General features: G+C 54.8%; 20 protein-coding genes. 10 read left to right on the forward strand and 10 right to left on the reverse strand.

Features of this window, described 5'->3' with window-relative positions; all coding sequences use genetic code 11:
* The first annotated feature begins 40 nt into the window (after positions 1–40).
* Positions 41–820, forward strand: a complete 780-nt coding sequence (locus NR302_RS20505; protein ID WP_258145652.1) for a MipA/OmpV family protein — start codon at positions 41–43, stop codon at positions 818–820.
* A 1-nt stretch (position 821) separates the two neighbouring features.
* Here NR302_RS20505 and NR302_RS20510 read toward each other — a convergent pair whose 3' ends face one another.
* Together NR302_RS20510 and NR302_RS20515 are read right to left on the reverse strand one after the other, a co-directional pair.
* Positions 822–1,712 carry an oxidoreductase gene (locus NR302_RS20510; RefSeq protein ID WP_258145653.1) on the reverse strand — a complete coding sequence of 297 codons (891 nt, stop codon included), beginning with the start codon at positions 1,710–1,712 and terminating at the stop codon, positions 822–824.
* Positions 1,713–1,772: 60 nt separating this feature from the next.
* Positions 1,773–2,522 carry a DeoR/GlpR family DNA-binding transcription regulator gene (locus NR302_RS20515; RefSeq protein WP_258145654.1) on the reverse strand — a complete coding sequence of 250 codons (750 nt, stop codon included), beginning with the start codon at positions 2,520–2,522 and terminating at the stop codon, positions 1,773–1,775.
* A gap of 128 nt (positions 2,523–2,650) precedes the next feature.
* Between NR302_RS20515 and NR302_RS20520 the strand changes: the two genes are divergently transcribed.
* A complete protein-coding gene (locus tag NR302_RS20520) occupies positions 2,651–3,010 on the forward strand; it encodes an NUDIX hydrolase (RefSeq protein ID WP_258145655.1) in 360 nt (119 codons plus the stop codon).
* Between the two features lie 83 nt (positions 3,011–3,093).
* On the opposite strand, the gene NR302_RS20525 is transcribed toward NR302_RS20520, so the two are convergent.
* Positions 3,094–3,840 (reverse strand): SDR family NAD(P)-dependent oxidoreductase, encoded by a 747-nt coding sequence (locus tag NR302_RS20525; protein ID WP_258145656.1) that lies wholly within the window; start codon positions 3,838–3,840, stop codon positions 3,094–3,096.
* 147 nt (positions 3,841–3,987) lie between these two features.
* Between NR302_RS20525 and NR302_RS20530 the strand changes: the two genes are divergently transcribed.
* Positions 3,988–4,929 carry a LysR family transcriptional regulator gene (locus NR302_RS20530; RefSeq protein ID WP_258145657.1) on the forward strand — a complete coding sequence of 314 codons (942 nt, stop codon included), beginning with the start codon at positions 3,988–3,990 and terminating at the stop codon, positions 4,927–4,929.
* On the opposite strand, the gene NR302_RS20535 is transcribed toward NR302_RS20530, so the two are convergent.
* The 4 genes from NR302_RS20535 to NR302_RS20550 all read right to left on the reverse strand — a co-directional run bounded on the left by NR302_RS20535 (position 4,930) and on the right by NR302_RS20550 (position 9,629).
* On the reverse strand, positions 4,930–5,826 hold the full coding sequence (locus NR302_RS20535) for an SDR family oxidoreductase (protein ID WP_258145658.1): 897 nt from the start codon (positions 5,824–5,826) through the stop codon (positions 4,930–4,932). It lies immediately after the preceding gene.
* Between the two features lie 253 nt (positions 5,827–6,079).
* Positions 6,080–6,232 (reverse strand): KGG domain-containing protein, encoded by a 153-nt coding sequence (locus tag NR302_RS20540; RefSeq protein WP_008110189.1) that lies wholly within the window; start codon positions 6,230–6,232, stop codon positions 6,080–6,082.
* Between the two features lie 117 nt (positions 6,233–6,349).
* Positions 6,350–7,462, reverse strand: coding sequence for an ABC transporter substrate-binding protein (locus NR302_RS20545; protein ID WP_374990662.1), 1,113 nt, complete (start codon positions 7,460–7,462; stop codon positions 6,350–6,352).
* 37 nt (positions 7,463–7,499) lie between these two features.
* A complete protein-coding gene (locus NR302_RS20550; protein ID WP_258145660.1) occupies positions 7,500–9,629 on the reverse strand; it encodes a TonB-dependent siderophore receptor in 2,130 nt (709 codons plus the stop codon).
* A gap of 197 nt (positions 9,630–9,826) precedes the next feature.
* Between NR302_RS20550 and NR302_RS20555 the strand changes: the two genes are divergently transcribed.
* Positions 9,827–10,714, forward strand: coding sequence for a MurR/RpiR family transcriptional regulator (locus tag NR302_RS20555; protein WP_154156767.1), 888 nt, complete (start codon positions 9,827–9,829; stop codon positions 10,712–10,714).
* Positions 10,715–10,716: 2 nt separating this feature from the next.
* Here the strand turns inward: NR302_RS20555 and NR302_RS20560 are convergent, their stop codons facing one another.
* Complete coding sequence (locus NR302_RS20560) at positions 10,717–11,634, reverse strand: DMT family transporter (protein WP_258145661.1); 918 nt, start codon at positions 11,632–11,634, stop codon at positions 10,717–10,719.
* Positions 11,635–11,803: 169 nt separating this feature from the next.
* Here NR302_RS20560 and NR302_RS20565 point away from each other — a divergent pair, with 169 nt between their 5' ends.
* Complete coding sequence (locus NR302_RS20565) at positions 11,804–12,718, forward strand: alpha/beta fold hydrolase (RefSeq protein WP_258145663.1); 915 nt, start codon at positions 11,804–11,806, stop codon at positions 12,716–12,718.
* Between the two features lie 40 nt (positions 12,719–12,758).
* On the opposite strand, the gene NR302_RS20570 is transcribed toward NR302_RS20565, so the two are convergent.
* The gene (locus NR302_RS20570) at positions 12,759–14,930 is read right to left on the reverse strand and encodes a TonB-dependent siderophore receptor (RefSeq protein WP_258145848.1); all 2,172 of its coding nucleotides are present in this window, start codon (positions 14,928–14,930) and stop codon (positions 12,759–12,761) included.
* Positions 14,931–15,273: 343 nt separating this feature from the next.
* Between NR302_RS20570 and NR302_RS20575 the strand changes: the two genes are divergently transcribed.
* The 5 genes from NR302_RS20575 (at position 15,274) to NR302_RS20595 (ending at position 21,699) form a co-directional block, all read left to right on the forward strand.
* A complete protein-coding gene (locus tag NR302_RS20575; protein ID WP_258145664.1) occupies positions 15,274–16,464 on the forward strand; it encodes a glycoside hydrolase family 5 protein in 1,191 nt (396 codons plus the stop codon).
* 341 nt (positions 16,465–16,805) lie between these two features.
* Positions 16,806–17,702, forward strand: a complete 897-nt coding sequence (locus NR302_RS20580; protein WP_258145665.1) for an ABC transporter substrate-binding protein — start codon at positions 16,806–16,808, stop codon at positions 17,700–17,702.
* Positions 17,699–18,622 carry an amino acid ABC transporter permease gene (locus tag NR302_RS20585; RefSeq protein WP_008110207.1) on the forward strand — a complete coding sequence of 308 codons (924 nt, stop codon included), beginning with the start codon at positions 17,699–17,701 and terminating at the stop codon, positions 18,620–18,622. The genes NR302_RS20580 and NR302_RS20585 overlap by 4 nt, the downstream gene beginning before the upstream one ends.
* Positions 18,615–19,376 (forward strand): amino acid ABC transporter ATP-binding protein, encoded by a 762-nt coding sequence (locus tag NR302_RS20590; RefSeq protein WP_061719602.1) that lies wholly within the window; start codon positions 18,615–18,617, stop codon positions 19,374–19,376. Before NR302_RS20585 ends, NR302_RS20590 begins: the two co-directional genes overlap by 8 nt.
* A gap of 34 nt (positions 19,377–19,410) precedes the next feature.
* Positions 19,411–21,699, forward strand: coding sequence for a molybdopterin-dependent oxidoreductase (locus NR302_RS20595; RefSeq protein WP_258145667.1), 2,289 nt, complete (start codon positions 19,411–19,413; stop codon positions 21,697–21,699).
* 80 nt (positions 21,700–21,779) lie between these two features.
* On the opposite strand, the gene NR302_RS20600 is transcribed toward NR302_RS20595, so the two are convergent.
* Entirely contained in the window at positions 21,780–25,490 is a 3,711-nt protein-coding gene (locus tag NR302_RS20600; protein WP_258145668.1) for an FAD-dependent oxidoreductase, read from the reverse strand.
* Between the last annotated feature and the right edge of the window lie 313 nt (positions 25,491–25,803).

Raw genomic sequence — 25,803 nt, forward strand, 5'->3', positions numbered from 1 at the left:
CAATGGGCTCATAACTCTGTGCTCATAAAGGAAGATGTCGATGCATTCCACCCTGGCTCAACCTCTCGCGCTGTTTTGTCTGCTGTCGGCGGCAAGTTTCCCGGTTCTTGCCGATTCCTCGCAGAATGAGTTTTCTGGTTTTATTGGCGGCGGCGTCGGGGTGAAACCGAAATACTCCGGCGCGAAAGAGAACAAAACCGACTTCGTGCCGGCGATCAAACTCAATTACGGCCCGCTGTTTGTCGGCGGCGTGGATGATCTGATCGCTCTCGGCTGGAACGTCGCTAAAACAGAAAGCTGGACCTTTGCGCTGGGCGTTGGCACTAACATTTCGCCGCGCCAGGAATCTGATGATCCGCATTTAAAAGGATTGGGCGATATTGATGTCACACCACGCGCCTTCACCTCAGCGATTTACGAGAGCGATTATTTTAAAGGCGGCGTGATTTTGACGCAGGATGTGGGCGGCAATCAGCAGGGCTTTAAACTCGCCTCCTATGCGCATCTGCAATGGCGTCCAACGCAAAGCCTGCGACTGTTCACCGGGCCGAATCTCAGTTGGGCCGACAGTGATTACATGCAGACGCAATATGGTGTCACGGCAGCGCAGTCGGCGCGCAGCGGTTTGGCGCGCTACGATGCCGGAGCCGGCATAGAAAAAGTGGGTTGGGAAGCAGGATTGGAGTATGCGCTAACGCCAGCGTGGCTGATTGGCGCGCGGGTAAACGTGCAGCATCTGGAGAACCACGCCGCCGACAGCCCAATTACCGAGGAAAAAGGGCAGGTAAGCGGCGCGTTGTATGCGGCGTGGCGTTTTTAATTCAGCCCGGACCTTCGCTACCGGCCGCCAGCAGCGGCACAATCACATCGCTGATTGGCGTCGGAATGCCGCGCGCCCGGCCATATCGTTGCACCACGCCGTTGCGGATATCCCACTCCAGCGGACGATCGGCCTGGCGATCGGCAAGGATCGAAGTGCCTAAATCACTCGGCGCGCGGTGGAAGCGTTCGACAATCTCCTGCGGCACTTCATCTTTCAACGCGGCACCTTCGGCGCGTGCCACCGTCAAGCACTCCTGTAAATAGGCCAGCGCCAGCGCGGTTATGTCTTCGCGCTGGAACATGCCCGCACGACGATTCGACAGCACCATCAAACCGGCAACTGCGTTTTGCAGCAGCTTGCGCCAGGCGATGGTAAGAAAATCGGCAGAGAGATCGACTGCGCAGCGTGTGTCTTTTAAGGCAGTAACCACGCGTTCGGCCTGCGGGGTTTCTGGCAGCGTCAGGCGCGGCTTTTCGCGCAGCCAAACCGAAGCATCCGGCTCGCGCTGGGCCGGGAACCACACCACCGACGGCAGCACGGTCGCGCCATTGACGTAAGGCGCGAGTTGGCTTTTCTGCTCAACGCCATTCTGCAGCGCGCACACCACGGTTTTTTCATTGCACAGCGCTGCGAGCCACGGCGCGGTGTCTTCGACCTGAGTGGTTTTTACCGCCACAAACACCAGATCGAACGGCTGCGCGATCTCGGCGGGATTGGTCAGCACCGGGCCGGGAACAATAATTTTGCCGCTGTCTTGACGCAGCTCGAGCTGCGGATGCGCGGTACGCCCGCAAATCGTTGGCGTGCGTCCAACTTCATGCAGTGCCGCCGCGATGGTGGTGCCAATCGCGCCCGGTCCAATAAGGGCGATGGTGGGATTCTCAGACATCTTATTAAGCTCCTGATTATCAAGTGGCAGATCGTTTGTTCAGCAGCGAAGAATAGCCGGTTACAGCACGGTTATGTGCTTTTTCCTTAGCAGTTGGCACATTTCGTCATCGGGCTGAGTATCAACGATCAACGTACTCGCCAGAGACAGCTCGCCGATGGCAAACGCCGAGGCGGAATTCAGCTTTTCATTCGATACCATCACCACCGTTTCCGCCGCGCGTGCGGAAAGCGCGCGTTTCACACTGGCTTCTTCGTAATTGCCGGTGGTTAATCCTGCGGTTTTATGTACGCCGGTTACACCCATGAAGAACAGATCGGCATTAATCCGCGCAATCGCTTCCAGCACCGCCGCACCCACCGCAACCACCGAATGGCGATACAACAGGCCGCCAATCATGATCACTTCAACCTGCGGATAATCCACCAGCGCCACAGCGATACTTGGGCTGTGCGTTACCACGGTAAAGGCCAGATCCGAAGGCAGCAGCTTCACCATCTCGGCGGTGGTGGTGCCGCCATCGATAATCACCACTTGTCCAGGCTGAATAAGCTGTACCGCTTTCTGCGCGATAAGGCGCTTGGAGCTGATCTGCACGCTTTTGCGTGTTTCAAACGGTGCGATAGCCGCAGAAACCGGCAGCGCACCGCCGTGCACCCGTTGCAGTAAACCTTCGGCTGCTAACTCACGCAGATCGCGGCGAATCGAGTCTTCCGACACCGCGAAACGCTGGCTTAGCTCGCTCGACATCACCTGATTTTCCTCGGACAGAATAGCGAGGATTTGCTGTTTACGTTGACTGGAAAGCATCAATTTCTCATTCATGTTTTTGCTTGTATCTGCACGATTATGCATGTTAGCGTAGATTTTGTCACCAAGAATCGGGCAAACGTGCAAAAAAACGCTTGCCCTAAACATCGAACCTTTGGAGAAGCCCAATGTTAATTCTTATCGCAGGACCAGTACGCAGCGGCACCAACGGCAATGAAGTGTTAATTCATGAAAATATTAAGAAATTAGACCAGATTGCCCTGCAGGTCTACCAGCGTGGACATACGCCGGTGATTGGTGAATGGCTGGCGTTGCCACTGGCAAGCGCGGCCGGTTCGCAGAAGATTGGCGATGAAATCAGTGAATCTTTTCTCTATCCGGTAGCGCATCGCTTGATTCATTGTTGCGATGCCATCTTGCGCATTCCGGGCGCTTCACAGGGTGCGGATAACGATGTGCGGATTGGCAAGGAGCGGGGGATTTCGATTTATACCCAGTTGGATGAGATTCCGGTGGTTGAGGCGTAGAAAAGGAGTGGTCGCCATAAATGGCGACCCTACATAACCTGCAAATATTCGTAGGGTCGCCATTTATGGCGACCTGGTACGCGTTACACCTGCGCCATACCGCCATCAACAAACAACTCTGCGGCGTTGATAAAGCTGGACGCATCGGACGCCAAAAACGCCACCACTTTACCAATCTCGCCGGGTTCGCCGAGGCGACCTAACGGCACCTGCGCCGCCAGCGCATCAAACAATCCTTGCTGCTGATCTTCAGGCACCAAACCACCTAAACCTGGCGTGCGCACCGGGCCGGGGCTGACCACGTTGACGCGAATACCGCGATCTTTCACATCCAGCGCCCACGAGCGGGCAAAGTTGCGCACTGCGGCTTTACTGGCGCTATACACGCTGAATCCGGCGGTGCCCTGAACCGATGTGGTTGAAGAAGTAAGGATCACCGAGGCGTTGTCGCTCAGCAGCGGCAGCGCTTTCTGCACGGTGAACAGCACACCACGAACGTTGGTACCAAAGATGCGGTCGAAATGCTCTTCGGTGATAGCACCGAGCGGCAGCATGTCGCCGCCACCGGCGTTGGCGAAGAGGATATCGAGGCGGCCGGCTTGTTTCGCGATCTCTGCATAGACGTTGTCGAGGTCGCTCAGCACCGAAGCATCAGCGCGAATACCGCTGGCGCTGGCACCGATGCTGGCAACTGCCGCATCAAGTTCCGCCTGACGACGACCGGTGATAAATACGCGTGCGCCTTGTGCCGCCAACTCTTGCGCGGATGCCAAACCGATACCGGTTGTGCCGCCGGTTACCAATGCGATTTTACCGTTGAGTGCGTTCATGTTTGCTTCTCCAGTGTGTGATGAGGTTTTGCTGACTGCGATGCAGTGCATGAGAAGCAATCTAACGCCACGGTGTTTACTGATAAATGGTGTAAAATCAAAATGACTATTCCTGTGTGTGGATAATTGAATGCAACGGAAGAAAGCATGGATCAGTTAATGGCGATAAAAGCATTTGCGCGTGTCGTTGAGGCGGGCAACTTTACGCGTGCGGCGGATTCACTCGACATGCCGAACGCCACGCTGAGCAAACTGGTGCAGGAACTGGAAGCGCATCTCGGCATTCGCTTACTACAGCGCACCACGCGGCGTGTCACGGTGACGCCGGAAGGGCGCGATTACTATGAAAAAGCGCTGCGCATCGTGCGGGATTTGGAAGATATCGATCACTCGTTTAACGCTGAAAGCGCTAAACCTGGCGGCTATCTGCGTATTGATATTGGCGGATCAACCGCGCGTGATGTGTTGATACCAGCACTGCCCGATTTTATCGCTCGTTATCCGGACATCCGTATCGATCTTGGCGTTGCGGATCGCGCGGTGGATTTGATCAGCGGTAATGTTGATTGCGTGATTCGCGGCGGTCCGCTCAGCGATTCGTCTCTGGTGGCGCGGCATTTGGGGGATGCAGAGATGATTACCTGCGCCGCGCCGGGCTATTTGAAAACCTACGGCGTGCCAGCTTATCCGCAAGAGCTGAAAAATGGCCATCGCATGGTGAGCTATTTGTCGCCGCAGAGCGGCAGGGCATTCCCGTTTCGTTTTACGCAGGGCGAAGAGCAGCTAGAGATTAAGAGCGAGCATCGGATTGGCGTCAATGAAAGTAACGCGCATCTGGCGGCAGCGGTTGCGGGATTAGGGATCATTCAGACTTTCCGCTATGCAGCGGCGGCAGATTTACAGGCGGGAAAATTGGTAGAGATTCTCACGGCGTGGCGGCCGGCGAATTATCCGTTTCATGTGGTGTATCCGCAGAATCGCCATCTGACGCAGCGGTTGCGAGTGTTTATTGAATGGCTGAGGGAAGTGTTTCCAGAGCGATTGAACGGGACAATGTTGGGTCGCCATTCATGGCGACCCCACGAATAATTAAAGTGTGCCGGTGCCGCCGTCGGAGCACCAAACCTGACCGGAGGTGAAGCTGTTTTTCACATCCGCAAAGGTGACGTAGAGCGGGGCGATTTCAGCCGGTTGTCCCGGACGGCCCAGCGGTGCGGATGCACCAAACTTCTCCACTTTCTCTTGCGGCTGTCCGCCGCTTACCTGCAGCGCGGTCCAGTATGGGCCAGGCGCGACGGCATTGACGCGAATCTGCTCTTTACCCAGCTGTTTTGCCAGCGCTTTGGTGAAGGCGACAATCGAGGCTTTGGTCTGCGCATAATCCAGCAAAATCGCGCTAGGATCATAAGCCTGCACTGAAGAGGTATTGATGATGGAGGAGCCCGCTGGCAGATATTTCAGCGCCGCTTTGGTGATCCAGAACATCGCGTAAACGTTGGTTTTGAAGGTGGCGTCAAAGTCTTCAGTCGAAAGCGTGCGGATCGATTCGTTGAACTGCTGACGTCCGGCGTTATTCACCAGAATATCCAATCCGCCCAACTGTTCAGCGGCCTGATCGACCAGTTTCTGGCAGAACTCTTCGGAACGAATGTCGCCCGGAATCGCCACCGCTTTGCGTCCTTCGGCTTCAATCAGTTTCACCACTTCAGCCGCATCGGCTTCTTCTTCCGGCAGGAAGTTGATAGCCACATCGGCACCTTCACGGGCATAAGCGATGGCCACGGCGCGACCAATACCGGAATCGCCGCCGGTGATAAGCGCTTTACGGCCGGTCAATCTGCCGGTACCACGATAGCTGGTTTCACCATGATCGGGACGGGGATCCATTTTGCTCGCCAAACCTGGCATCGGTTGCGTCTGCTTTTTAAAAGGCGGAACCGGATACGCTTCAGTAATTAAGGTTTTATTGGTGGCTTGCGTTGTCATATATATATATCCTTGTCGCATGAGGTGAATAAATTAAGCCTGGCATAAATGTGATATTTGTCACGTTAGAAAGTGAACAATCAGATTTATTAAGACGAAACGGCAAGTTAAGGGGGGATAAAAATGGAATGCAGTAACGTAAGGTTATTAACGGTATTTATTTCATTAGGATAAAAAGGGATGAGATAATTCTGAGGGCGTCCGTGCCCTGGCGGGATTCCAAGGTGCTGTGTGCTATTTACAGCGTTGATGACTACTTCTTACCGCCTTTCTTACCTGCTTCTGACGCTTTAGCGGGATCGTCTTTGAAACTACCGCCGCTTTTTTCTCCGCCTTTTTTACCGGCATCTGACGCTTTCTTTTTATCGTCAGCGAAATTACCGGAACCGCCTCTATGCTCAGCCATAAAACATCCTCTCGTGAGTTGTTGTTGCATGGCGGAAATAACTGCTTCAACGCCATGCCCGTGCTGCAAATTTAAGATTAGCGAGCTTCAGATTAATCACAAGCGGAGCGGAAGTGATTATTTATCGCTCGCTGGCGGTATGTTGATAAAATAAGTGCCGCTGTAGGGAATCGGTAAGAAATCATGGAAAATCTGCTGCAATGTCTTTTCAGGATCTATGTCGGCAAACAGCTGTGGATAGAGTGTCTTAGCCATAAATTCCGTCGCCGCGATGTGCCACGGGCTGAGGTAAAAGTTCATCCAGATCACCGCCGAGTGCCCATTTTTCAGTGCAGATAATTCACGTAAACCCTTTTGCTGCGCAGTCAGCTGTTTGAAACTGCTAAGTACGGTTTCTGGCGCCACTTCTGGCCCTAATTTCAGCAAGCCCTGTGAGGCATTATCGCCAAATCCGGTAGCAAAGTAGTACTGCGGCTGCGCGGCGATAACGCTCTCTTCACTCAGGCGACCAAACACGCCGTGCTGCGTTTTATTGGCGATATTGTCGCCGCCCGCCGCGTTGAGTAATTCGCCGAGGCTGCCATTGATCGCCGTCACGCAGCACTCGTTACGGCGTCCGAGATGCAGTTGCAGCAGCACCGAAGGCTTTGCGCCCTGATACGTGGCTAAGCGTTCACGAATCACCTGCATATGCTGATCGTAAAATTGATTAAACGCCTGCGCGCGCGCTTGCTGATTCAGCACTTCACCAAAAATTTCCACGCTGCGGCGGGTGTTTTTCAGCAGATGCACACGCAGATCGATCTTCACCACCGGGATATGTGCCGCCTTCAGCATGGTGACTAAACGCAGGTCGGCATCATCGTAGCGCGCCAGGCTCGGCAATATCACCACGTCCGGTTTGAGCGCCAGAATCTGCTCGGGATTGATGGCGTTTGGCCCGCCGGAACCGAGCGACGGGATTTTCAGCATCTGGGGAAACTGGCGGGCAAAACTGTTCCAGGTTTGGCTGTCGTACTTCTTCAGATCCTGCGGCCACGCCACAATATGCTGAAACGGTTCGCCCGGCTCGAGCAACGCCAGCGTATACAGCATGCGGCTTTCGCCCAACACGATACGCTGCGGACGATCGGGGATCTCAACGCGATTGCCGTCGATATCGGTGATGGTTTTCGCCCACGCCGCGCTACTTATTAGTAACAGGAAACCGGCCAAAATCGTGGCAAGCAGTGAAGGCGCACGTCGTGCGCCGGTGGTAAATATCGAATCAGAATTCAACGCTGGCCTCGAGCATCAGGTTGCGGGTTTCTCCTTCACGCACGCGCAGATTGCCGCCGCTGGAGGTGTAATAGTGCTTATTAAACAGGTTGTTCAGATTGAGTTTCAGCTGGGTTTTCTCGCCAAACAAACGGTTGTTCCAGGCGATAAAGCTGTCCGCCACCACATAATCGGGCATGTTAAAACTGTTTTCCGGATCGCCAGCACGTGTTCCCACATAGCGCGCGCCGCCGCCCACGCGGAAATCGCCTGGAATGCCGGAGATCGCCAGATTATGACTTAGATAGAGCGCGCCAGAGTGGAGGGGCGCGTTTTGCAGGCGATTACCGTTGTTAGCCGCGTTAACGCCATCATCAACAATCTCAGCTTTGTCATAGCTGTAGTTGGCGCTGAGATCCCAGCCCGGCAGCACTTCGCCATTTAACTCAAATTCCGCGCCGCTGGATCGGGCTTTATTGATGGCGCGCGTGGTGCCGTTAATGCTCAGCGACATATCGCGCTCGTCAATGCGGTACAGCGCCACGCTGGCAAACAGCTTCGGTGAAATCTGCCATTTGCTGCCCACTTCCCATGTGGTGCCCTGTTCCGGTTTTCCGACGTTGCCGTCATCGTCCACATCGGTCGATGGCGTGAAGGATTTACTCACGCTGGTGTAGAGCGAAACGTCCGGCGTCACCTTGTAGATCAAACCGGCCTGCGGCAGGAATTTGTTGCCTTCGCTGTCCAGCGTTTGCACCACCGGATCGAAGCCCTTTGAGGCGCGCTGCTCGTAATGCTGATAGCGCCCGCCAAGCACCGCGATCCAGTTTTCCGTCAAACTGATGCTGTCTTTGGCATAGATGGAACGGCTGTGCGTGCGGTTGAGGTTATTAGCATTGGCGCTGTTTTCGGTGCTGCTGTTGGTGATCGGCGACAGAATATCGTACTGCGGATTGTTGAAGTTGAAACCGGTGTTGGCTTTGCCCTGATACTGATGCGCGCGATAGGTTTGGATCATCTCGTAATCGGTGCCCATCACCAGATCGTGCGTCATGCCCAATACTTGCTGTGAGCCAATCAAGTCCCAGGAAACGTATTTGGTTTTATGGTTGAAGCCGCGATTGGCATCGGCGCGACGCGTCACCACGCCGGTAGTGGGATTGACCGCCGTAACGCGCACTTCATTGTTATCGTATTGGCGCTGGTTCCAGCCGAGCGTTATGCGCGTGCTCCAGTCATCATTAAACTGCCAGTCATAATGGGCGTTGAGGGTTTTGTTGTGGCCCCACGCATGGTTGGCTTTGTCATCAAGGCGATCTTTGTAGCCAATATCAATCGGATTACCGTTGATAAATGCGGTGCCGCGATCGTAAGGAATGTCGTACTGATAATCAGAATAGCTAATCAGGAAGCTGGCTTGCTCACCAAACCACTGCAGGGAGGGCGCGATTAGCGTGTGTTTTTCACTGCCAAAATTGCGCCAGTAATCCTGATTCTGTTTTTCCGCGATCAGGCGGAAGGCGAAGCCGTTGCCGAGAGGTCCGGTGACATCCACGGTGCCCGCGCCGCCGCCTTCACTTGAGGTTCGGCCGCTGACTTTGGTGTGCCATTCATACTGCGGCTTCTTGCTTATCACATTGATTACGCCACCCGGATTCTGGATGCCGTACAGCAAAGATGCCGAGCCTTTCAGCACTTCAACACGCTCGGTGGTGGCATCAAAGTTCAAACCCTGGCTGCTGCGCACGCCATCGCGATAGATCGAACCATCCGAATTGCTGCCAAAGCCGCGGCGTACAAAGCCATCTTCGGTGCCGCCCAGCGTGTTGCCTTCCGTTACGCCGCTGACAAAGCGCATCGCATCGGTAAGACTCGACGCCTGAAAGTCCTTTAATTGCTGCTGCGTCACCACGCTGACTGACTGTGCCTGATTAATACGCGGCGTAGACGTTTTACTGCTGACTGAACTATTAGTGACGTCGTCACCTTGCGCGTTGTCTTCCTGCGCTGAAACGGTGAGCGTGTGGCTATCATCAGCGGCATAACTGCTGGCGGAACTCCAGAGGCTAACGCCGTAAATCGCAGCAAGGATGGCTGGATGGCGTTGAGATTTAAAAGTGAAGGACTTGTTGTTATTCATTCATCATTAACCTGGTGCAATGCAATTGAGAATCATTCAACCATGATGTAATGTAGTAGTAAATGGAAATAATCTCGAAGCTGTTACACTATTATTAATATAAATTCATTTACTTACATATTTTATGCTTGGTAGTAATTACGTAATTCACTACAAACCTTCATTAATAATCTCACTCTTTAGAGAGCAACCAGCAGATGAGTCGTAATAGCATTAAAAGTCGTGTGGATGTTCTGGGTGAACGCTATCGATCGCGCGCGCCGACGTTATCATCCAGCCTGCAAGCGGTGGCCCGCTACATCCATGACCATCGCGAAGTGGTTTTGGATGCCACGGCGATGGAAATTGCCGACGCCACCAACACCTCGGATGCCACCGTAGTTCGCGCGGTGCAGGCATTAGGTTTTGCCGGTTTGCGCGATTTGAAAACCACGCTGACCGCCTGGTTTGGCCCGGCGATGAACTCCGAAGAAAAGATGAGCGCCACCGTTAGCGAACTGTCGTGCGATATCAATTCGGGCATCGATTTTGTGTTGAGCGGCCATAAACGCGCCTGCGATGCGTTGTCTGAACCGCACAATCGGGAAGCGGTCGCCAAAGCGGTGACGCATTTGATTGACGCGCGTCAGGTGGCACTGTTTGGCATCAATGCTTCGGGGATTTTGGCGGATTACAGCGCGCGTTTGTTTACGCGTATTGGGATTCCGGCGGTAACGCTGAATCGCTCCGGCATTGCGCTGGCGGAACAGTTGATTGGGCTGCAGCGTGGCGATGTGCTGATTATGATGGCGCAGAAGTCGGCGCATCGTGAAGGCATCACCGCACTGAAAGAGGCGAAACGTCTTGGCATGCCGGTGATTTTGCTGACTAATGCACTGGATTCGGCTTTCGCTAAACAGGCGGATGTGATTATCAACGTGCCGCGCGGCGGCGAGAATGGTCGTATGCCGCTGCACGGAACGGTGCTGGTGTGTCTGGAGATGCTGATTTTGTCGGTGGCTTCCGCGACCTCATCGCGTACGGTGAAAACCATGAAGCGCATTCAGGACCTCAATCGATCGCTGAAGCCATCCGGCAAAAAGTAACGCTATTTGCTGGCGCTGCTGTTTATGGCAGCGCGTTTGCTGAAACCGTTGCTGGTTACCAGCCATACTGCGCAGACAATCAGCAGCGAACCGCCGATAAAACCCTGATTGATCTCTTCGCCCAGCACTAACCAGCCCCATAAAATGCCAAACGGTGGGATCATAAATGTCACGGTCAGCGTGCGCAGCGGACCAATATCGGCGAGCAGGCGGAAGTAGATGATGTAAGCCAGCGCGGTGCAGATAAACCCAATCGCCAGAATGCTGGCCCAGACTTCTGGAATTTGCCAACTCGCCGCTGGCGTTTGCGGTGCGCTAAAGGCAAAGATCGGCAGTAGAAATACTGACGCACCGAGTTGGCTACCAAAGGCGACTTTGGTGGCATCGAGACCGCCGCGTGCACCGATCCAGCGCTTGGTCAGGAAACCAGCAAAACCATAACAAGCGGTGGCGATCAAACAGGCTAAAATCCCGCCAATTAAAGTGCTGCTAAGATGCGCTTCCCCGGTGGTGCTAATGACAATTATGCCGCTAAATCCGGCGATCATGCCAAGAACTTTATTAACTGTTAGCTTTTCGTCGAAGAAGGCGGCACCAATAATCACGCCCATTAACGGCGTAGTGGCGTTGAGAATCGCTGAATAACCTGCCGGCAACACGCGTGCCGCGAGGCAGTACATCAGGAATGGAATCGCCGAGTTGATGATGCCCAGCAACATCGCCCAGCCTAATTTGCCGTCAAAGCGGCGCGGAATGCGCATCACCGCCATGATAATCAGTAAACCCAGCATGCCGCAGAATACGCGTAAAAATGCGGTATTCACCGCGCCCAGCGCCGGTACCGCAATGCGCATAAACAGAAAACTGGCACCCCAAATCGCCGCTAAAATCAGCAGCCGCAACAAATCCGATGTTCGCATAGGTTTCACAATTGTTAAGAAAGAGTCGCGCACAGAATAGCAAACAACCCACTCCGTAGGGTCGCCATTAATGGCGACCGCTTCTCGCTTTGCAGAAATATTCCCTGCTACCGCAATCATCATGTAGTATTTAGGAATTGATCATTTCCTAAATATGCGGAGAGCGAAAATGTCAGCATCTGTTATCAAGCACGCGCCCGGCTGGACGCAGCCATTCAACGAGTTAGACGGATTTTCCCATCATTACGCCACCGTTGACGGCGTGCGATTGCACTACGTCAGCGGCGGCAACGCAAACGGGGAAACATTACTTTTACTGGCGGGATTTCCGCAAAGCTGGTTTGCCTGGCGGCAGGTGATGTCGCTGCTGAGCGATCGCTATTTCATTATCGCGCCAGATTTACCTGGCCAGGGCGATTCAGATAAACCGCTCAGCGGCTACGACACCACATCGCTGGCGCAGAAAGTGCAGGGCTTGATGCAGCTGTTAGGTCACACAAGCTATTACCTTGCCGCGCATGATGTTGGCGCGTGGGTTGCCTGGCCGTATGCCACGCTGTTTAGCGATCAGGTAAAAAAACTGGCGCTGCTCGATGCCGGCATTCCTGGCGTGACCTTGCCAGAATCGCTGCCCGCCACGCCGGATAAAGCGTGGAAAACCTGGCATTTCTCGTTTCATTTATTACCGGATTTGCCGGAAGCATTAATAGAAGGGCGCGAAGCAATCTACCTCGAGTGGTTCCTGAAACGCAAAGCGGCCAGCCCGATGGTGTTTGGCGATGAAGACATGGCGGAATATACCCGTTTGTTACAGCAGAAGGGCGCAATACGTGCCGGAATGGCCACTTATCGTGAAGTGACGGTTTCGGCGGCGCAAAACCGAAGGTTGCTTCGTGAACGCGGTAAATTAGCCTTGCCGTTACTGGCGATCAGCGCCGATCAGGGTTCGATACCGGATATGGCGTTGCCGTTGCGTGAATTCGCGGCGGATGTGACGGGAATTAAAATAGCGCACTGCGGTCACTTCATCCCCGATGAGCAACCGCAGGCGCTGGCTGATGCGCTGCGTGAGTTTTTTAATTAAACGTAGGGTCGCCATTTATGGCGACCAAAACCCAGCTCAATCAAAACGACATCGTCACGCCAGCGTAATACGCGCGGCCCGGTTCGTTATAGGTCGATGCACCCGAATTCTCGCGGTAAATGCGTTTATCAAACAGGTTGTTGATACCGGCATTGGCGCGCAGGTTTTTGGTGATGTCGTAATTGACGTTCAAACCAAACACCGAATACGGGCTGATTTCCTGCGTTGTCATGTTCGAGGTATCGATATTGGTCTCTGCATTCTGACGCGGTTTCTGGCGGCCATACTGCGTCCAGTTGATGTTGGCGCTGAGATCTTGCGTCGCCTGCCACTCCAGCTGCGAGTTGATGGTGAATTCCGGAATCACTGACAGCGGATTGCCGGTTTCCTTACTTTCGGAGCGGAACATGTAGGTAGCGTTGGAGCGCCATTCCAGCGTATCGGCAATTAAAGGAATGGTCAGATTACCTTCCAGTCCTTCCACAATTGCTTTGCCACCGTTTTCCCAGCGCAATACGTTATAAACCGGACGGGTGCTGGAATAAACCGGCTCGGTGCCCGACACAATTTTGTTTTTGTAGTCATTGCGGAACCAGGTGATGCCCGCGACATAGCCTTCGTTGCTGAACTCCAGCCCAATCTCTTTGTTGACGCTGGTTTCGGCATCGAGATCATCGTTACCCAGCAGATAACATTGGCTGAGGCCAATCGGGCAGCCGTTGCCACGCGTGGAGAGCAGATAACCCGGCGTTGACTGATACAGGTTAGGCGCTTTAAACACCCGTGCAATACCGGCTTTCAAAGTGAAGTAGTCGCCTAATCCTTGTGAAACGTTCAGGCTTGGACTCCAGTTCGCGCCAAACTGATCGTGATAATCAAAGCGTAGGCCCGGAATCACTTCGGTGGTATCAGTGGCAGCAATGTTGTCTTCGAAGAACAGAGAACTGATGGTAGCGCTGTTTTTGCTGCTGCGCTGCGACGGATCGCCAGAGCTGCCTGGCAGATTGACGCCGCTGGCGTTGGACGCCAGCATTGATGCCGGATCGTTCAGCTCGTCGCGGTTCCACTCCGCACCCAGCGTCACGGTTTGATCAACCAGTAGCTGCACCGGGAAGTTGATCTCTCCGCCCGCGCGATAGCTTTCCAAACGGCTGGTGGCATACGTATCGCTGTTGATCATCCCTTCGGTACGACCAGCGGTACCTTCCTGCAGACGGGTGTTATTGGTTTTCTCGTAGTTAAAGTTGAGCTTTGAGGTTCCCCAATCCCAGATACCGTTGTGTGCGATGCCGTAGCTCTGGCGATACATGCGGTTAGTTTCATCACCGTACAGCGATTCAACTAAACCGTCGGTGCTGGCGTTGCTGTTGCTGTTTTGCGTATCACCGGCGTAAATGTTGCCCTGACGGCTGTAACCGTAGGAGAAGTCGACAATTTGTAGCGGCGTGATTTTCCACGACAGCACGGTATTGATGTCTTTATTGCGCACGCCTTCACGGCCCGCTGCGTATGAACCGTTCTCGGCGGTGTTGATATCGAACGCATCGGCATCGGTGCGGTTGATGTTGCCGTACAGGCGCATGGTCAACGCATCACCGGCCAGCGGGCCGCTGAGATTGAAGTTAGCGCGTCGCGTATCGCCTTCTTTGTCGTTTTCTGGCTGGCTGGTGTAGAGCGACAGCGAGCCGTGCCAGTCATTGGTTGGACGCTTGGTGATGATGTTCACCACGCCGCCCGCCGCGCCAGAACCGTAACGAGCAGCGGCCGGACCACGAATCACTTCAATGCGCTCCACCATTTCCGCTGGCACCCAATTGGTATCGCCGCGTGAATCACGCTCGCCGCGCCAGCTGTAACGCACAGAGTTACGCGAAGAAACCGGCACGCCATCGATCATTATCAAGGTGTTTTCCGGGCCCATGCCACGGATATCAATTTGACGGTTATTGCCGCGGCTGCCGCTGGCGCCGTTACCGGTGAGGTTCACGCCGGGCATTTTGCGGATGATGTCGGAGAGATCGTTAACAGGGGGATTTTTCTTGATGTCTTCAGCCGTAATGGTGGACACGCCCGGTTGCTGTTTGAGCTCCTGCTCGGCGGTGACGATCATTGATTCATCGTCAGCCAGCTTTTCTGTGGTTTCAGCTGCAAAGGCAGGCGACGTTAGCATTCCCGCTAAAAAAAGCGCAATCGGACGCTTTTTGCCACGCATAGTTACATTCACTTAAGTTTTCTCCCTGTTACGTTAACAATTGTAAGTAAATGCGCATGATAATGATAACGGTTCTCATTGTACATCTGACGAAACTGGCTCTCCTTTATTTCTCCATATTTACGCTGTTTTGTGCAGCAAAGGTGAAGAAACGTAAAGCCAATGAAATTGGGGTAATAACGAGGCGGACAGGAAAACGGCGACAACAATTTATTACAAAAATTCAATTAAATTCAGCGTGATGATAAAGAGAGGTAACGCACGGTAATTAACCAATTATTCACATACTCTGCGTGACGTCGCCGGGGATGGCGAAAAAACCAGCGTAAATTAAGGAGAAAATGTGCGCCATATCATACAAACCTTTACACTCCTGCTAAGTGTTTTACTCGGTGTCGGTAGCGTAAACGCCGCCGACAAGATGGATTTCTGGCTTCAACCGCAGCACGGCGGCAACAGTTTCAACCGCATTCCCCCAAGCGAAACCTATTTTAAATCCCTGCATAATTACGGTGCGAGTTGGGTGCGACTGTCGTGGGATAAATGGCCGAAGCAGGATCGTGACTTCCTGATCGGTAATGCGGACGGTTATCAAGGCTTGATGCCGGAAGATCTCGCTACGTTAAAAAAGGTGCTGGATCATGCACAGGCGGCAGGCATCAAAGTTGTTATTACGCCGCTATCACTGCCCGGCATGCGCTGGTCGCAGAATAACGGCGGCAAGTTTGACGATCGGCTGTGGCAGGACAAAAAATACTGGCAGCAGAGCGCACAGTTCTGGCGCGACTTAGTGAAAGTATTGAAGGATCATCCCGCCATCGCGGCCTACAACATTATCAATGAACCTGCGCCAGAGAAGATGAGCGATCTTGCCGAGCACGCTTCGCCGGAAAAAATGCAAGCCTGGTATCAGCGTGAGCAGGGCACCGCACGCGATCTGCCGGATTTCTATCGCACCATCATTGCCGCAATTCGGGAAGTCGATAAATCCACGCCGATCATGGTCGACAGCGGTTGGTACGCGGCGGCAGATGCTTTCAGCTATTGGCCGCAGGCGTTGAGCGATGCGCGTGTGCTGTACAGCGTGCATATGTATGAACCTTATGACGCTACCAGCGCGCCGAATGCCAAACGGCAAAAGCCGTGGGTTTATCCCGGTAACGTGCCGTTTGCCGGTGAAATGCAGCAATGGGATGCCGCGCGTTTAGCCCGCTATTTAGCCTTGCCGTTCACATGGGCAAAGGAAAAGGGCGTTGCCAATCATCAAATGGTGGTGGGCGAGTTTGGCTGTGTGCGCACGTTACGCGGCTGCACGCAGTATCTGGAAGATGTGCTGACGGCGCTGGATAAACAGCAAGCGCACTGGGCGTTTTACAGCTTCCGCGAAGATAGCTGGGATGGCATGGATTACGAGCTCGGCGATAAAAAGGTGCCGTGGCGTTATTGGCAGGCCGCTGAACAGAATCTGCCGGATACCTTACCGCGCCATGCCACCAAAGAATTCGAGCCTATCCGCAAACGCTTAGATCATTAGATTCTTATTTAGACGAAAAACGCTGTTTGCCGCTGAATAAGCAGGCTATTGATTCAGTGGCAAAATCTGAATTGTACCTTCAACTCCGCGTCTCATCTGACGCGGAAATCCTCCTCTATAACCCTGCACGCCGCTATTGCCATATTTCGGCAATAGATATGTTTTTTTCGCATTTGTGATTGTTATCTATCTTCCAGAGAATGTTCAGCGGGACGTAATGAGGATGACAATTCCTTCCACCACGCGCCGTTCGCGCGAGGTGAGTCAGGAGAAAAAACCATCGCTACCTCAACGCCTTTTCCCTGTGGGGAAACTTTTTATAAATCAGGAGAAAGGTTCCAGTGAAATTCGCCAAAGGCATGACTATTCTTGCGCTCGCGCTGAGTGCACACACCGCGTTCGCCGCCGATGAATCCCTCCCAACTGACAGCTCAATCCACGTGCAGGCCGATCCCGCGCTGAAAAGTTTGCTGCCTGCGGATGTGGTCAAACGTGGCTACATTGTTGCCGGAACCAACCCCAACACGCCGCCAACCACCTTCTATAAAGAAGACAACAAAACGCTGGCCGGTCGTGAAATCGATATCATGAATGCCGTGGGCGAGCGTCTGGGAATCCAGGTTCAATGGCGCGACACCGGCGGTTTCGACAACATCATTCCCGGCCTGAAAACCGGTCGTTACGATGTGGCGCTCTCCAACATCAACGCCACGCCAGCGCGTGCCAAAATCATCGACTTCGTCGGTTACTACGATGCCAGCCGCCTCGGCATTATCTCGCGTAAAGATGCCAACATCGCGCCATTCAAAGAACTGGCCGACGTGTGTGGTAAAGAAGTCGGTGCCGGTTCTGGTACCACGCAAGTTACGCGCCTTGAAGACGCCAGCAAAGCCTGTGAAGCGGCTGGTAAAAAACCAATCAAAGTCTCGGTATTCCCGGATCGTCCAGCTGGCGTGCAGGCGGTGGTAAGCGGTCGCGTGCCAATGTTCCTCGGCCCGTATGAAGGCTTGCTGTGGCAGGTGAAAGTGATCAAACCGCTGACCATGAGCGGCGAAATCACCGTACACGATGCGCCAGTCTCCGTTGCGTTCCCGAAAGATTCTGCGCTGGAGCCCGCCGTACAGGCCGCGCTGAACTCGCTGATCAAAGATGGCAGCTACAACAAGATCCTCGACAACTGGGGCATCGGCTTTGGCGCTGTTAAAGAAGCCAAACGCAATCAGGAAATCTTTCAATGAGTGATTTTCACGACCACACCGGCGATTTGAAAATCGTCGGCAAACGTTACTACGGACGCTGGCTGAGTGCGCTGGTGGTGCTGTTGTGCGTGGTGGCGATGGCGAACTCGATGATTAACAATCCACGCTTCGAATGGAGCGTGATTGCGGAGAACTTTACCGGCGAATCGATCCTGCAAGGCGTATTAATGACGCTGCAGCTCACCGCGATCTCTGTGGTGCTGGGTTTTGCTTTTGGTACGGTGCTGGCGCTGATGCGCCTCTCCTCCAATCCGGTGCTGGTGGGCGTGAGCTGGTTTTATACCTGGTTCTTCCGTGGTGTGCCGATGCTGGTGCAACTGTTCCTGTGGTACAACATCGCGGCGCTTTATCCCACCATCGCCTTGTCGATTCCGGGCCTCGGCGAACTCTGGAGCACGCAATCTAACGCGTTAGTCAGCCCATTCAGTGCGGCGGTGATCGCGCTGGTGATGCACCAATCCGCTTATGCCGCTGAAATTGTGCGTGCCGGTATCCAGAGCGTTGGCAACGGCCAACTGGAAGCCGCGCGTGCGCTTGGCTATCGTCCTTCACAGATTTTCCGTCACACCGTGTTGCCGCAGGCGATGCGCGCCATCATGCCGCCAGCGGGTAACGAAATCATTGGTCAGCTGAAAACCACGGCGGTGGTTTCCGTGATCTCGCTGCAGGACGTGCTGTTCTCGGCGCAGATTATTTACCAGCGCACCTATGAAGTGATTCCGCTGCTGCTAGTGGCAACCTTGTGGTATCTGCTGATGACCTCGGTGCTGTCCGTCGGGCAGTTCTATGTGGAACGCTATTTTGGACGTGGCGTCACGCGCCGGGAAAAACGCAGTTTGCTGAAATCGCTGCCAGGTTTCTCAGCGGCGAAAGCAGAAAGGAGCGTCAGCAATGGGTGAAGCGATCGCATTACGTAAAGTCACCAAGCGCTTCTCTGGCGTCACCATTCTGGATGAAGTGAATCTGGATATTCCTGCCGGTTCAGTCACGGTGATCCTTGGGCCGTCGGGTTCCGGGAAATCCACGCTGCTGCGCTGCATCAACCATCTGGAAAAACTGGATGGCGGCACCATTCGCATCGGCGGCGAGATCATCGGCTACAAGCAGAAAGGCCAGGCGCTGCACGAATTAAGCAGCGGTGAAGTGGCGCGTCAGCGTGCCGAAATCGGCATGGTGTTCCAGCAGTTCAACCTGTTCCCGCATCGCACCGTGTTGCAAAACATCGTGGATGCGCCGATGCGTGTGAAGAAGCAGAGCCGTCAGCAAGCGACCAGCAAAGCGCTGTCGCTGCTGAAGCAGGTGGGTTTGTCAGGCCGCGAAGAAGAGTGGCCGCAGAATCTCTCCGGCGGACAGCAGCAGCGTGTGGCGATTGCCCGCGCGCTGGCGATGGATCCCGGCGTGATGCTGTTTGATGAACCGACGTCGGCACTCGATCCCGAACTGGTGGGTGAAGTGCTGCAGGTGATTAAACAGCTGGCGCACTCTGGCATCACCATGGTGGTGGTGACGCACGAGATTGGTTTTGCGCGCGAGGTTGCCGATAACATTGTGTTTATGGAAAGCGGCAAAATCGTGGCGGCCGGGCCAACCCAGCAAGTGCTCGACGACCCGGAAAACGGGCGCGTAAGAAACTTTATTGCAACGGTGCTATAGGCACCGTTTTTCTTTTTTGATGCCAGGAACAGTGATGACGCAAAAACCGGTAATGCACAGCGCCCATTGGGGCGCTTTTCATGCCCAGCAACAGGGCGATCGGCTCACTATCGAACCGTTCAGGGGCGATCCCGATCCCAGCCCGCTGCTGCAAAATTTCCGCAGCGCGTTAAACCATCCGGCGCGCGTTTCCCGCCCGATGGTGCGTCGTGGCTGGCTGGAGAACGGACCAGGCCCGGACGATCGTCGTGGCAACGATGAGTACGTCGCGGTGAGCTGGGATGACGCTTACGCGCTGGTGACGCGCGAACTGCAACGCGTCGGTGACACTTATGGCCCGGAAGGCATCTTCGGCGGCTCTTACGGATGGTCAAGCGCCGGCCGCTTCCACCACGCGCAAAGTCAGGTGCATCGCTTCCTCAATACCACGCTCGGCGGCTACGTGCGCTCGGTCAATAGTTACAGTTCGGGTTCAGCGTCAGTATTGCTGCCCCATATCGTCGGGGATATGACTGAAATTGCGCGTCGCGGCGTCAGTTGGGAAGAGATCGCCCAACACAGCGAAATCGTGCTCGCATTTGGCGGTTTGGCATTGAAAAACTCGCAGGTTGCCAGCGGCGGCTTGAGCGAACACACCGAACGCGGTTTTATGCAGCAGGCGGCGCAGCGCGGCACGCGCTTTATCTCGGTCAGCCCGCTGAAAAGCGATCTGCCTGAAGAAGCGCAGGGCGAATGGCTGGCGCTGCGACCGGGCACCGATGCGGCCTTTATCCTCGGCGTGTTATCGGTGTTGATCGCCGAACAGCTGACCGATGAGGCTTTCCTCGCGCGTTACACCGTGGGCTGGCCAGAAATGGCGGCCTACATTCGCGGTGAAGAAGATGGCACGCCGCGCGATACCGCGTGGGCAGCAGAAATTTGTGGCGTCAGCGCGGAGTTCATCAGTGATTTCGCCCGCCAGCTGCACGGCAAACGCGTGCTGGTGACGGTGGCGCATGCCTTGCAGCGCGCCGAAAACGGCGAACAGCCGGTGTGGCTGGGATTGGTGCTGGCGGCCGCGCTCGGTCAGCCGGGTTTGCCGGGCGGTGGCTACACTTATGCGCTTGGCGCGCTGGGCCATTACGGTAAGCATCATAATCTGGTAAGTTTCCCGGCGCTGCCGCAGGGCAAAAACGGCATCGATCGCCTGATTCCAGTGGCACGTATCTCAGATATGTTGCTCAATCCCGGCAAGCAATTTGACTACAATGGCCGCCGCTTAACCTATCCGCACATCCGTCTGGCGTATTGGGCGGGCGGCAATCCGTTCCACCATCATCAGGATCTCGCGCGCTTGCGTCAGGCATTCTGCCAGCTGGATACGCTGATCGTGCATGAAATCGCCTGGACCGCCAGCGCACGCCATGCCGATATTGTCTTGCCCGCCACCATGACGCTGGAGCGTGAAGACATCGGCGGCGCACCTACCGATCGCCACTTGTTTGCCATGCAGCCGGTGGCGCAACCGTTCGGCGAAGCCAAAGATGATTACGCGATTTTCACCGAGCTGGCGCGCCGTTTAGGCCGGGAAGAAGCCTTCACCGAAGGACGCGATACGCGCGGCTGGCTGCAGCATCATTACGCTCAGCTGCAACAGAAGCTGGCGGCGCATCAGGTTGAGATCCCCGACTTCGAGAAGTTCTGGCAACAAGGCGTGCTGGAGTTACCGCAGCTGAAAGATGGCGGCCGCATGATCAACGCGTTTCGTGCCGATCCAGAAGCGTCGCCGCTGCCGACGCCGAGCGGGAAAATCGAAATTTTTTCCGCCACCATCGCCAGCTTTAATTATGAAAACTGTCCCGGTCATCCGGTATGGCGCGAGCCGCAGCAGCAACCGGATGCCGATCATCCGTTCTGGCTGATCGCCAATCAGCCGGCGACGCGCTTGCACAGCCAGCTCGATTTTGGTGATTACAGCCTAAGCGGCAAACGCGATGGCCGCGAAGTGTGCAGTTTGCATCCGGCTGATGCGGCGGCGTCAGGTATTAACGATGGCGATATTATCGAGCTCTACAATGCGCGCGGCCACGTACTCGCCAGTGCGCGTCTGACCGAAACCATCATGCGCGGCGTAGTGCAGTTGCCGACCGGCGCCTGGTACGATCCGGTCGATCCCACCGCGCTGCGTCCACTTTGCCGTCACGGTAATCCTAATGTGCTGACGCTGGATATCGGCACCTCGTCATTGGCACAAGGCTGCAGCGGGCAAATCACCGTAGTCCAGGTGCGTAAATATCGCGGCGAAGTGACGCCGGTACAGGCGTTTAATCCGCCAGGTTCATAATAATTTTCGGCGGGGAAATGTAAAAAGGTCGCCATGAATGGCGACCCTACGGTTTTAAGCAGAATTTTGCGCACCGTCAATTACGCCGTGGTTTTCCGGTTTTGCGTCAAATCTTTTACCGTTTCCGCTGCACGTTTTCCGGCGAGGAACGCGTGGTCCGAGTTGTAATATTCCCACTCGCTGTAGCGCCCGGAAAGATGGATGCCTTGCGTCGCCAGCCAGCTGCGAATCAGCGTGACGTTGGCGGTGCGTTGATGGTCGTACACCACATAGGCGTACGGCATATCCACTTCACTGGCGGTCACGATTTCATCATCGACATTGATGATGCCGACCCGAATACAATCCGCGATGCAGCGTTCAATCAAGGCGTCACCTTCGCAAGGCAGCGGCTGATCGGCGCGATAGGTCATTTCACAGGTCAGGCCAAAACCGCCTTGCGGATTACAGTGCGGGCTGGCATTGCCTTGTAAAAAGATGCGGTGGAACAGCGTGTCGCCGGGATAGTAAATCCAGTGCTTATCGCTGATATTTGCGCGGGCAATGCCCAGATTGACGCAGCGCACCGAGATATGGCGTAGCTGCTTCGCCGCTTTCTGTACCGCTTCCGGGGCAAAGCTGCCGATCAATCGCACCAGTTCCGGCAGCGGCAAGGTGCTGATCATCTGGTCATAATGGAACTGTCGACCATCACTCAACAGCACGCGTCGCTGCAGCGGCTGGATCTCGCTGACGTCCGCTTCCATCTCCAGCGCGCAATTCAGATGGGGCAGAAATCCTTCCATCAGCGCCTGAAAACCGCCGCGCAGCGGATAGCCAAAGCGCGCGTTGGGACCGACCGGTTTATCCAGCGGTGCCAGCGCGCCGGAGATGATCTGCTCCAAATCCGGCAGCGGCACGCGTCCGCCGAGCCAAGAGGTTTCCATATTCACCAGCGGAGTTTTCCACAGTTTCTGGTTATACGGCAGGGCGAAATGTCGCGCGATGCCTTTGCCCCAGGTACGGAAAATAAAGCTCTCAAAATCTTCGCTCTCCGGCTGACAGGCCAGGCTTTCACCGTCCGGGATGGCGCCATCGGCGCAGCAGTCGCGCCGCGCTTCGGTGGCGACTGCCTGTAAAGCGGGAGGTGAAGCATAACGCGCTTCAATCGCGCCCAACACGCATTCGCCAATCACCTCGGCGGGCAAACCGTGTAGCGCCGACTGGAACGGATAACGGGTGTAAACATCATGGCTGTAAACCCAGGCTTCACGCGTTTGCCAGTGCTGATTGTCGCCCAGCAGGATGTCGTACAAACGCAACACGTAAGGATCGTTGGAGAACATAATGTGGCCGGCATGATCGAAGGTGAATCCCTGATCCTCGACCGAACGGCACCAGCCGCCCACGCTGGCATTTTTCTCCAGCACCACCGCGCCCGCGCCGTAGTGATAACCGGCGCTCAATCCGGTTGGCCCGGCACCCAGAATCAAGCACTCAACGGTATTGTGTGCCTGCGCGGGTGGACGGGCGGCGGTCACGTCAGGATGGGAAATCTGGCGTTTCGACAGTGCAACGATATGCGCCTGCATCTCCTCGACGGTGCGATCCCACGAGGTTTCCGCTACGCGGGCTGCCATGTTTTTCGCCAGCTGATAGCGGGTTTCCAGCGGCATGTTGAGCGCAGCTTCGCAGGCCTGAATAAAGCCCTGATGTGAATCGGCGATGTTCACCACCTCGGTGTAATGGCGCGCCACATCGGCAATCGCGGTGCTGACGATCGGCAGCTGCGCCGCCATGTACTCCAGCACTTTGGTCGGGCTGATAAAACGCGTCGATTGATTCAGTGCGAACGGCATCAGGCACAGATCCCAGCCGGCGAGAAAGTGCGGCAAGGCGGCATACGGTTGCTGACCGAACCAATGCAGATTGCTGTGCTGGGGCAGGCTGGCGGCATCAATTTTCACCACCGGACCAACCATCACAATCTGCCAGTCGGGATGCGCATCCGCCAGCGCGGCAATCAGCGCCAGATCGAGGCGTTCATCAATCACGCCGTAATAGCCGAGGCGCGGCTTTGGCAGGTTTTCCTGCAGCGGATGGCTGTTAGTGCGGTCCAGCGCCTGCTCAAAATGCGCCGCATCGACGCTGCTTGGGCAGCAGTAAACATTCGCATGGCGATGTTTCTTCGCTTCATACAGGCTGGTGCCGCCGGTGAACACCAAATCGGCGCGGCTCAACAGCGCTGATTCACGCTGCTGCAGCTGGCGCGGTGCCTGGTTGAAGGCGGAAAGTTCATCCATGCAGTCATAGATAATCGCGCTCGGGGTAAAGCAGGCCAGCAACGGCAGCGCCATCGGCGTGTAAAACCACACCAGCGGCGTTTCATCGTCATCCAGCAGTTCGGCCAGCAGTGGCTGCAGTACAGCGATTTGGCTGTCATGGAAACCTGGCGCGGCCACATCGGTATGCGGCTCGATCACCGTCACATTGGGTGCTGGCTGATAGTGACGTAACGCGGCTTCACCGGGCTGATAAATCGGCTCTTCGATAAACACAATGCGGTGAAACTGGGCGAGGCGCGACAACAGATGCTGTGGACGTTGAAAGACAAATCCCCAACGTAAATGACTGAATACCACTAATACGGATTGTTTCATGACGCTTTCCTCTGGCCTGCTGTTTGGGATGATAAGTCTCTGAAAACGGGCTAATACTCGTTGTGATTGCTGTAATGACGCGGCATAAACCGGGTTCAGCAGGCGCTTTTTGTGAGGATCGATATCCCACAATCCGCTGCGTGGCCAGTCTTCGAGATCTTCCCAAAGCGGGCGATCGATAATCGGGTAGAGGCAGATGCCGCGAATATCACAGCCGTTGAGCTGGGCTTGCGCGACATCGGCGGTCACTTGTGCAAGCCAGGCAGCGCGCCCGCTGCCGACGTGGCTGGTTTCCGCCAGCAAAATGGGCCGTTGATAACGCTCGGTTAACTGCGCCAGCAGCGGATGCAGCGGCACGCGGCGCGCATCGCCCAGATGCCACTCCAGCCGACAGCCGGATCCGGTGAGCCACTGATTGCCGTGGTAATAATTGGCGCCAACCACATCGAGATAGTGCGGCTTGCCGCCGAGTTCCGGTTCACGCAAACCGGCGATCATGTCCCACGCCTGATATTGCGAAGCGTTGATATCGCGGGTGCGCTGTCGACACGCATCGCTGTCTTCATCCGGCACCACATGAATAATCGGGTCGCAGTGCAGGAAACGCGCACGCGGATCGGCGCGGCGAATGGCAGCGCAACCCGCCAGCGTGGCGCGAATTAATTGACGTTTAATCTCATCGGGATCGCTATGTACATTATTGCCAAACAACCCGACAGAAATTCCCCATGCCATAAACGAGATTTCATTCATCGGCGAATAAATCGGTGCCTCTTCATAATATTCAGCGAGTAAAAGCGCCATGCGCTGACAAAAAGCGGCGAAGCGCGGTACAAATTGGCTGGAAAATAAGGTTAAGTCGTCCGGCCAACCGTAATGGCAAAAGGTCCAGTTAATTTGCATGCCAAATGAGCGCGCTGAATTCATGCGTTTTTTTAAACTTTCGAGCGTGGCTTGCGGTTCCATTTCCGCCAGTCGCCAGCCAATACTTTCGCGGGCGGAGGTAATGCCAAACTGCTGCAGCGCGGCGTAATCGTTGTGGTATTGCGATAAATGGTCGGTCAGCGCATTCATTGAAAGCCGTTCGCCGAAGGGATTGATATGATCCGCTCCCTCATAACCGGCTTGCCAAAAGCTGGAAAATGGCGGCATGGTGTTCCCCCGGAATAAAATTCAGGAAAGTGAAATAAATAAAAGAAGTTAACTGCTTTGTTTATGGGGCGCGCATGAATGCGCGCCTTACGGAAATAGCACGAATCTCGTAGGGTCGCCATTAATGGCGACCGAGGAAAGTAGTTATTGAATCTAATTAAAATTATAACCACGCTTTAGCTTAACGCAAATCACTGAGATGAAAAGAATATAAGCCAAGCGTTGGTTTTACTTATATAAGTGAAGCGGCATGAGAAGTTGAATAATTAATTACTTCACTATTTCTTACGCTTAACTCACATAATGAAAAGAA

The sequence above is a fragment of the Pantoea sp. SOD02 genome (assembly GCF_024707505.1).
Classification (GTDB): domain Bacteria; phylum Pseudomonadota; class Gammaproteobacteria; order Enterobacterales; family Enterobacteriaceae; genus Pantoea; species Pantoea symbiotica.

Coding starts and splice junctions, on each gene's coding strand:
- NR302_RS20560 (WP_258145661.1), bottom strand. CDS start 11,634: ATGCGAACATCGGATTTGTTGCGGCTGCTGATTTTAGCGGCGATTTGG.
- NR302_RS20530 (WP_258145657.1), top strand. CDS start 3,988: ATGGATCAGTTAATGGCGATAAAAGCATTTGCGCGTGTCGTTGAGGCG.
- NR302_RS20595 (WP_258145667.1), top strand. CDS start 19,411: ATGACGCAAAAACCGGTAATGCACAGCGCCCATTGGGGCGCTTTTCAT.
- NR302_RS20555 (WP_154156767.1), top strand. CDS start 9,827: ATGAGTCGTAATAGCATTAAAAGTCGTGTGGATGTTCTGGGTGAACGC.
- NR302_RS20515 (WP_258145654.1), bottom strand. CDS start 2,522: ATGCTTTCCAGTCAACGTAAACAGCAAATCCTCGCTATTCTGTCCGAG.
- NR302_RS20550 (WP_258145660.1), bottom strand. CDS start 9,629: ATGAATAACAACAAGTCCTTCACTTTTAAATCTCAACGCCATCCAGCC.
- NR302_RS20565 (WP_258145663.1), top strand. CDS start 11,804: ATGTCAGCATCTGTTATCAAGCACGCGCCCGGCTGGACGCAGCCATTC.
- NR302_RS20525 (WP_258145656.1), bottom strand. CDS start 3,840: ATGAACGCACTCAACGGTAAAATCGCATTGGTAACCGGCGGCACAACC.
- NR302_RS20570 (WP_258145848.1), bottom strand. CDS start 14,930: ATGCGTGGCAAAAAGCGTCCGATTGCGCTTTTTTTAGCGGGAATGCTA.
- NR302_RS20535 (WP_258145658.1), bottom strand. CDS start 5,826: ATGACAACGCAAGCCACCAATAAAACCTTAATTACTGAAGCGTATCCG.
- NR302_RS20585 (WP_008110207.1), top strand. CDS start 17,699: ATGAGTGATTTTCACGACCACACCGGCGATTTGAAAATCGTCGGCAAA.
- NR302_RS20600 (WP_258145668.1), bottom strand. CDS start 25,490: ATGCCGCCATTTTCCAGCTTTTGGCAAGCCGGTTATGAGGGAGCGGAT.
- NR302_RS20505 (WP_258145652.1), top strand. CDS start 41: ATGCATTCCACCCTGGCTCAACCTCTCGCGCTGTTTTGTCTGCTGTCG.
- NR302_RS20510 (WP_258145653.1), bottom strand. CDS start 1,712: ATGTCTGAGAATCCCACCATCGCCCTTATTGGACCGGGCGCGATTGGC.
- NR302_RS20590 (WP_061719602.1), top strand. CDS start 18,615: ATGGGTGAAGCGATCGCATTACGTAAAGTCACCAAGCGCTTCTCTGGC.
- NR302_RS20520 (WP_258145655.1), top strand. CDS start 2,651: ATGTTAATTCTTATCGCAGGACCAGTACGCAGCGGCACCAACGGCAAT.
- NR302_RS20540 (WP_008110189.1), bottom strand. CDS start 6,232: ATGGCTGAGCATAGAGGCGGTTCCGGTAATTTCGCTGACGATAAAAAG.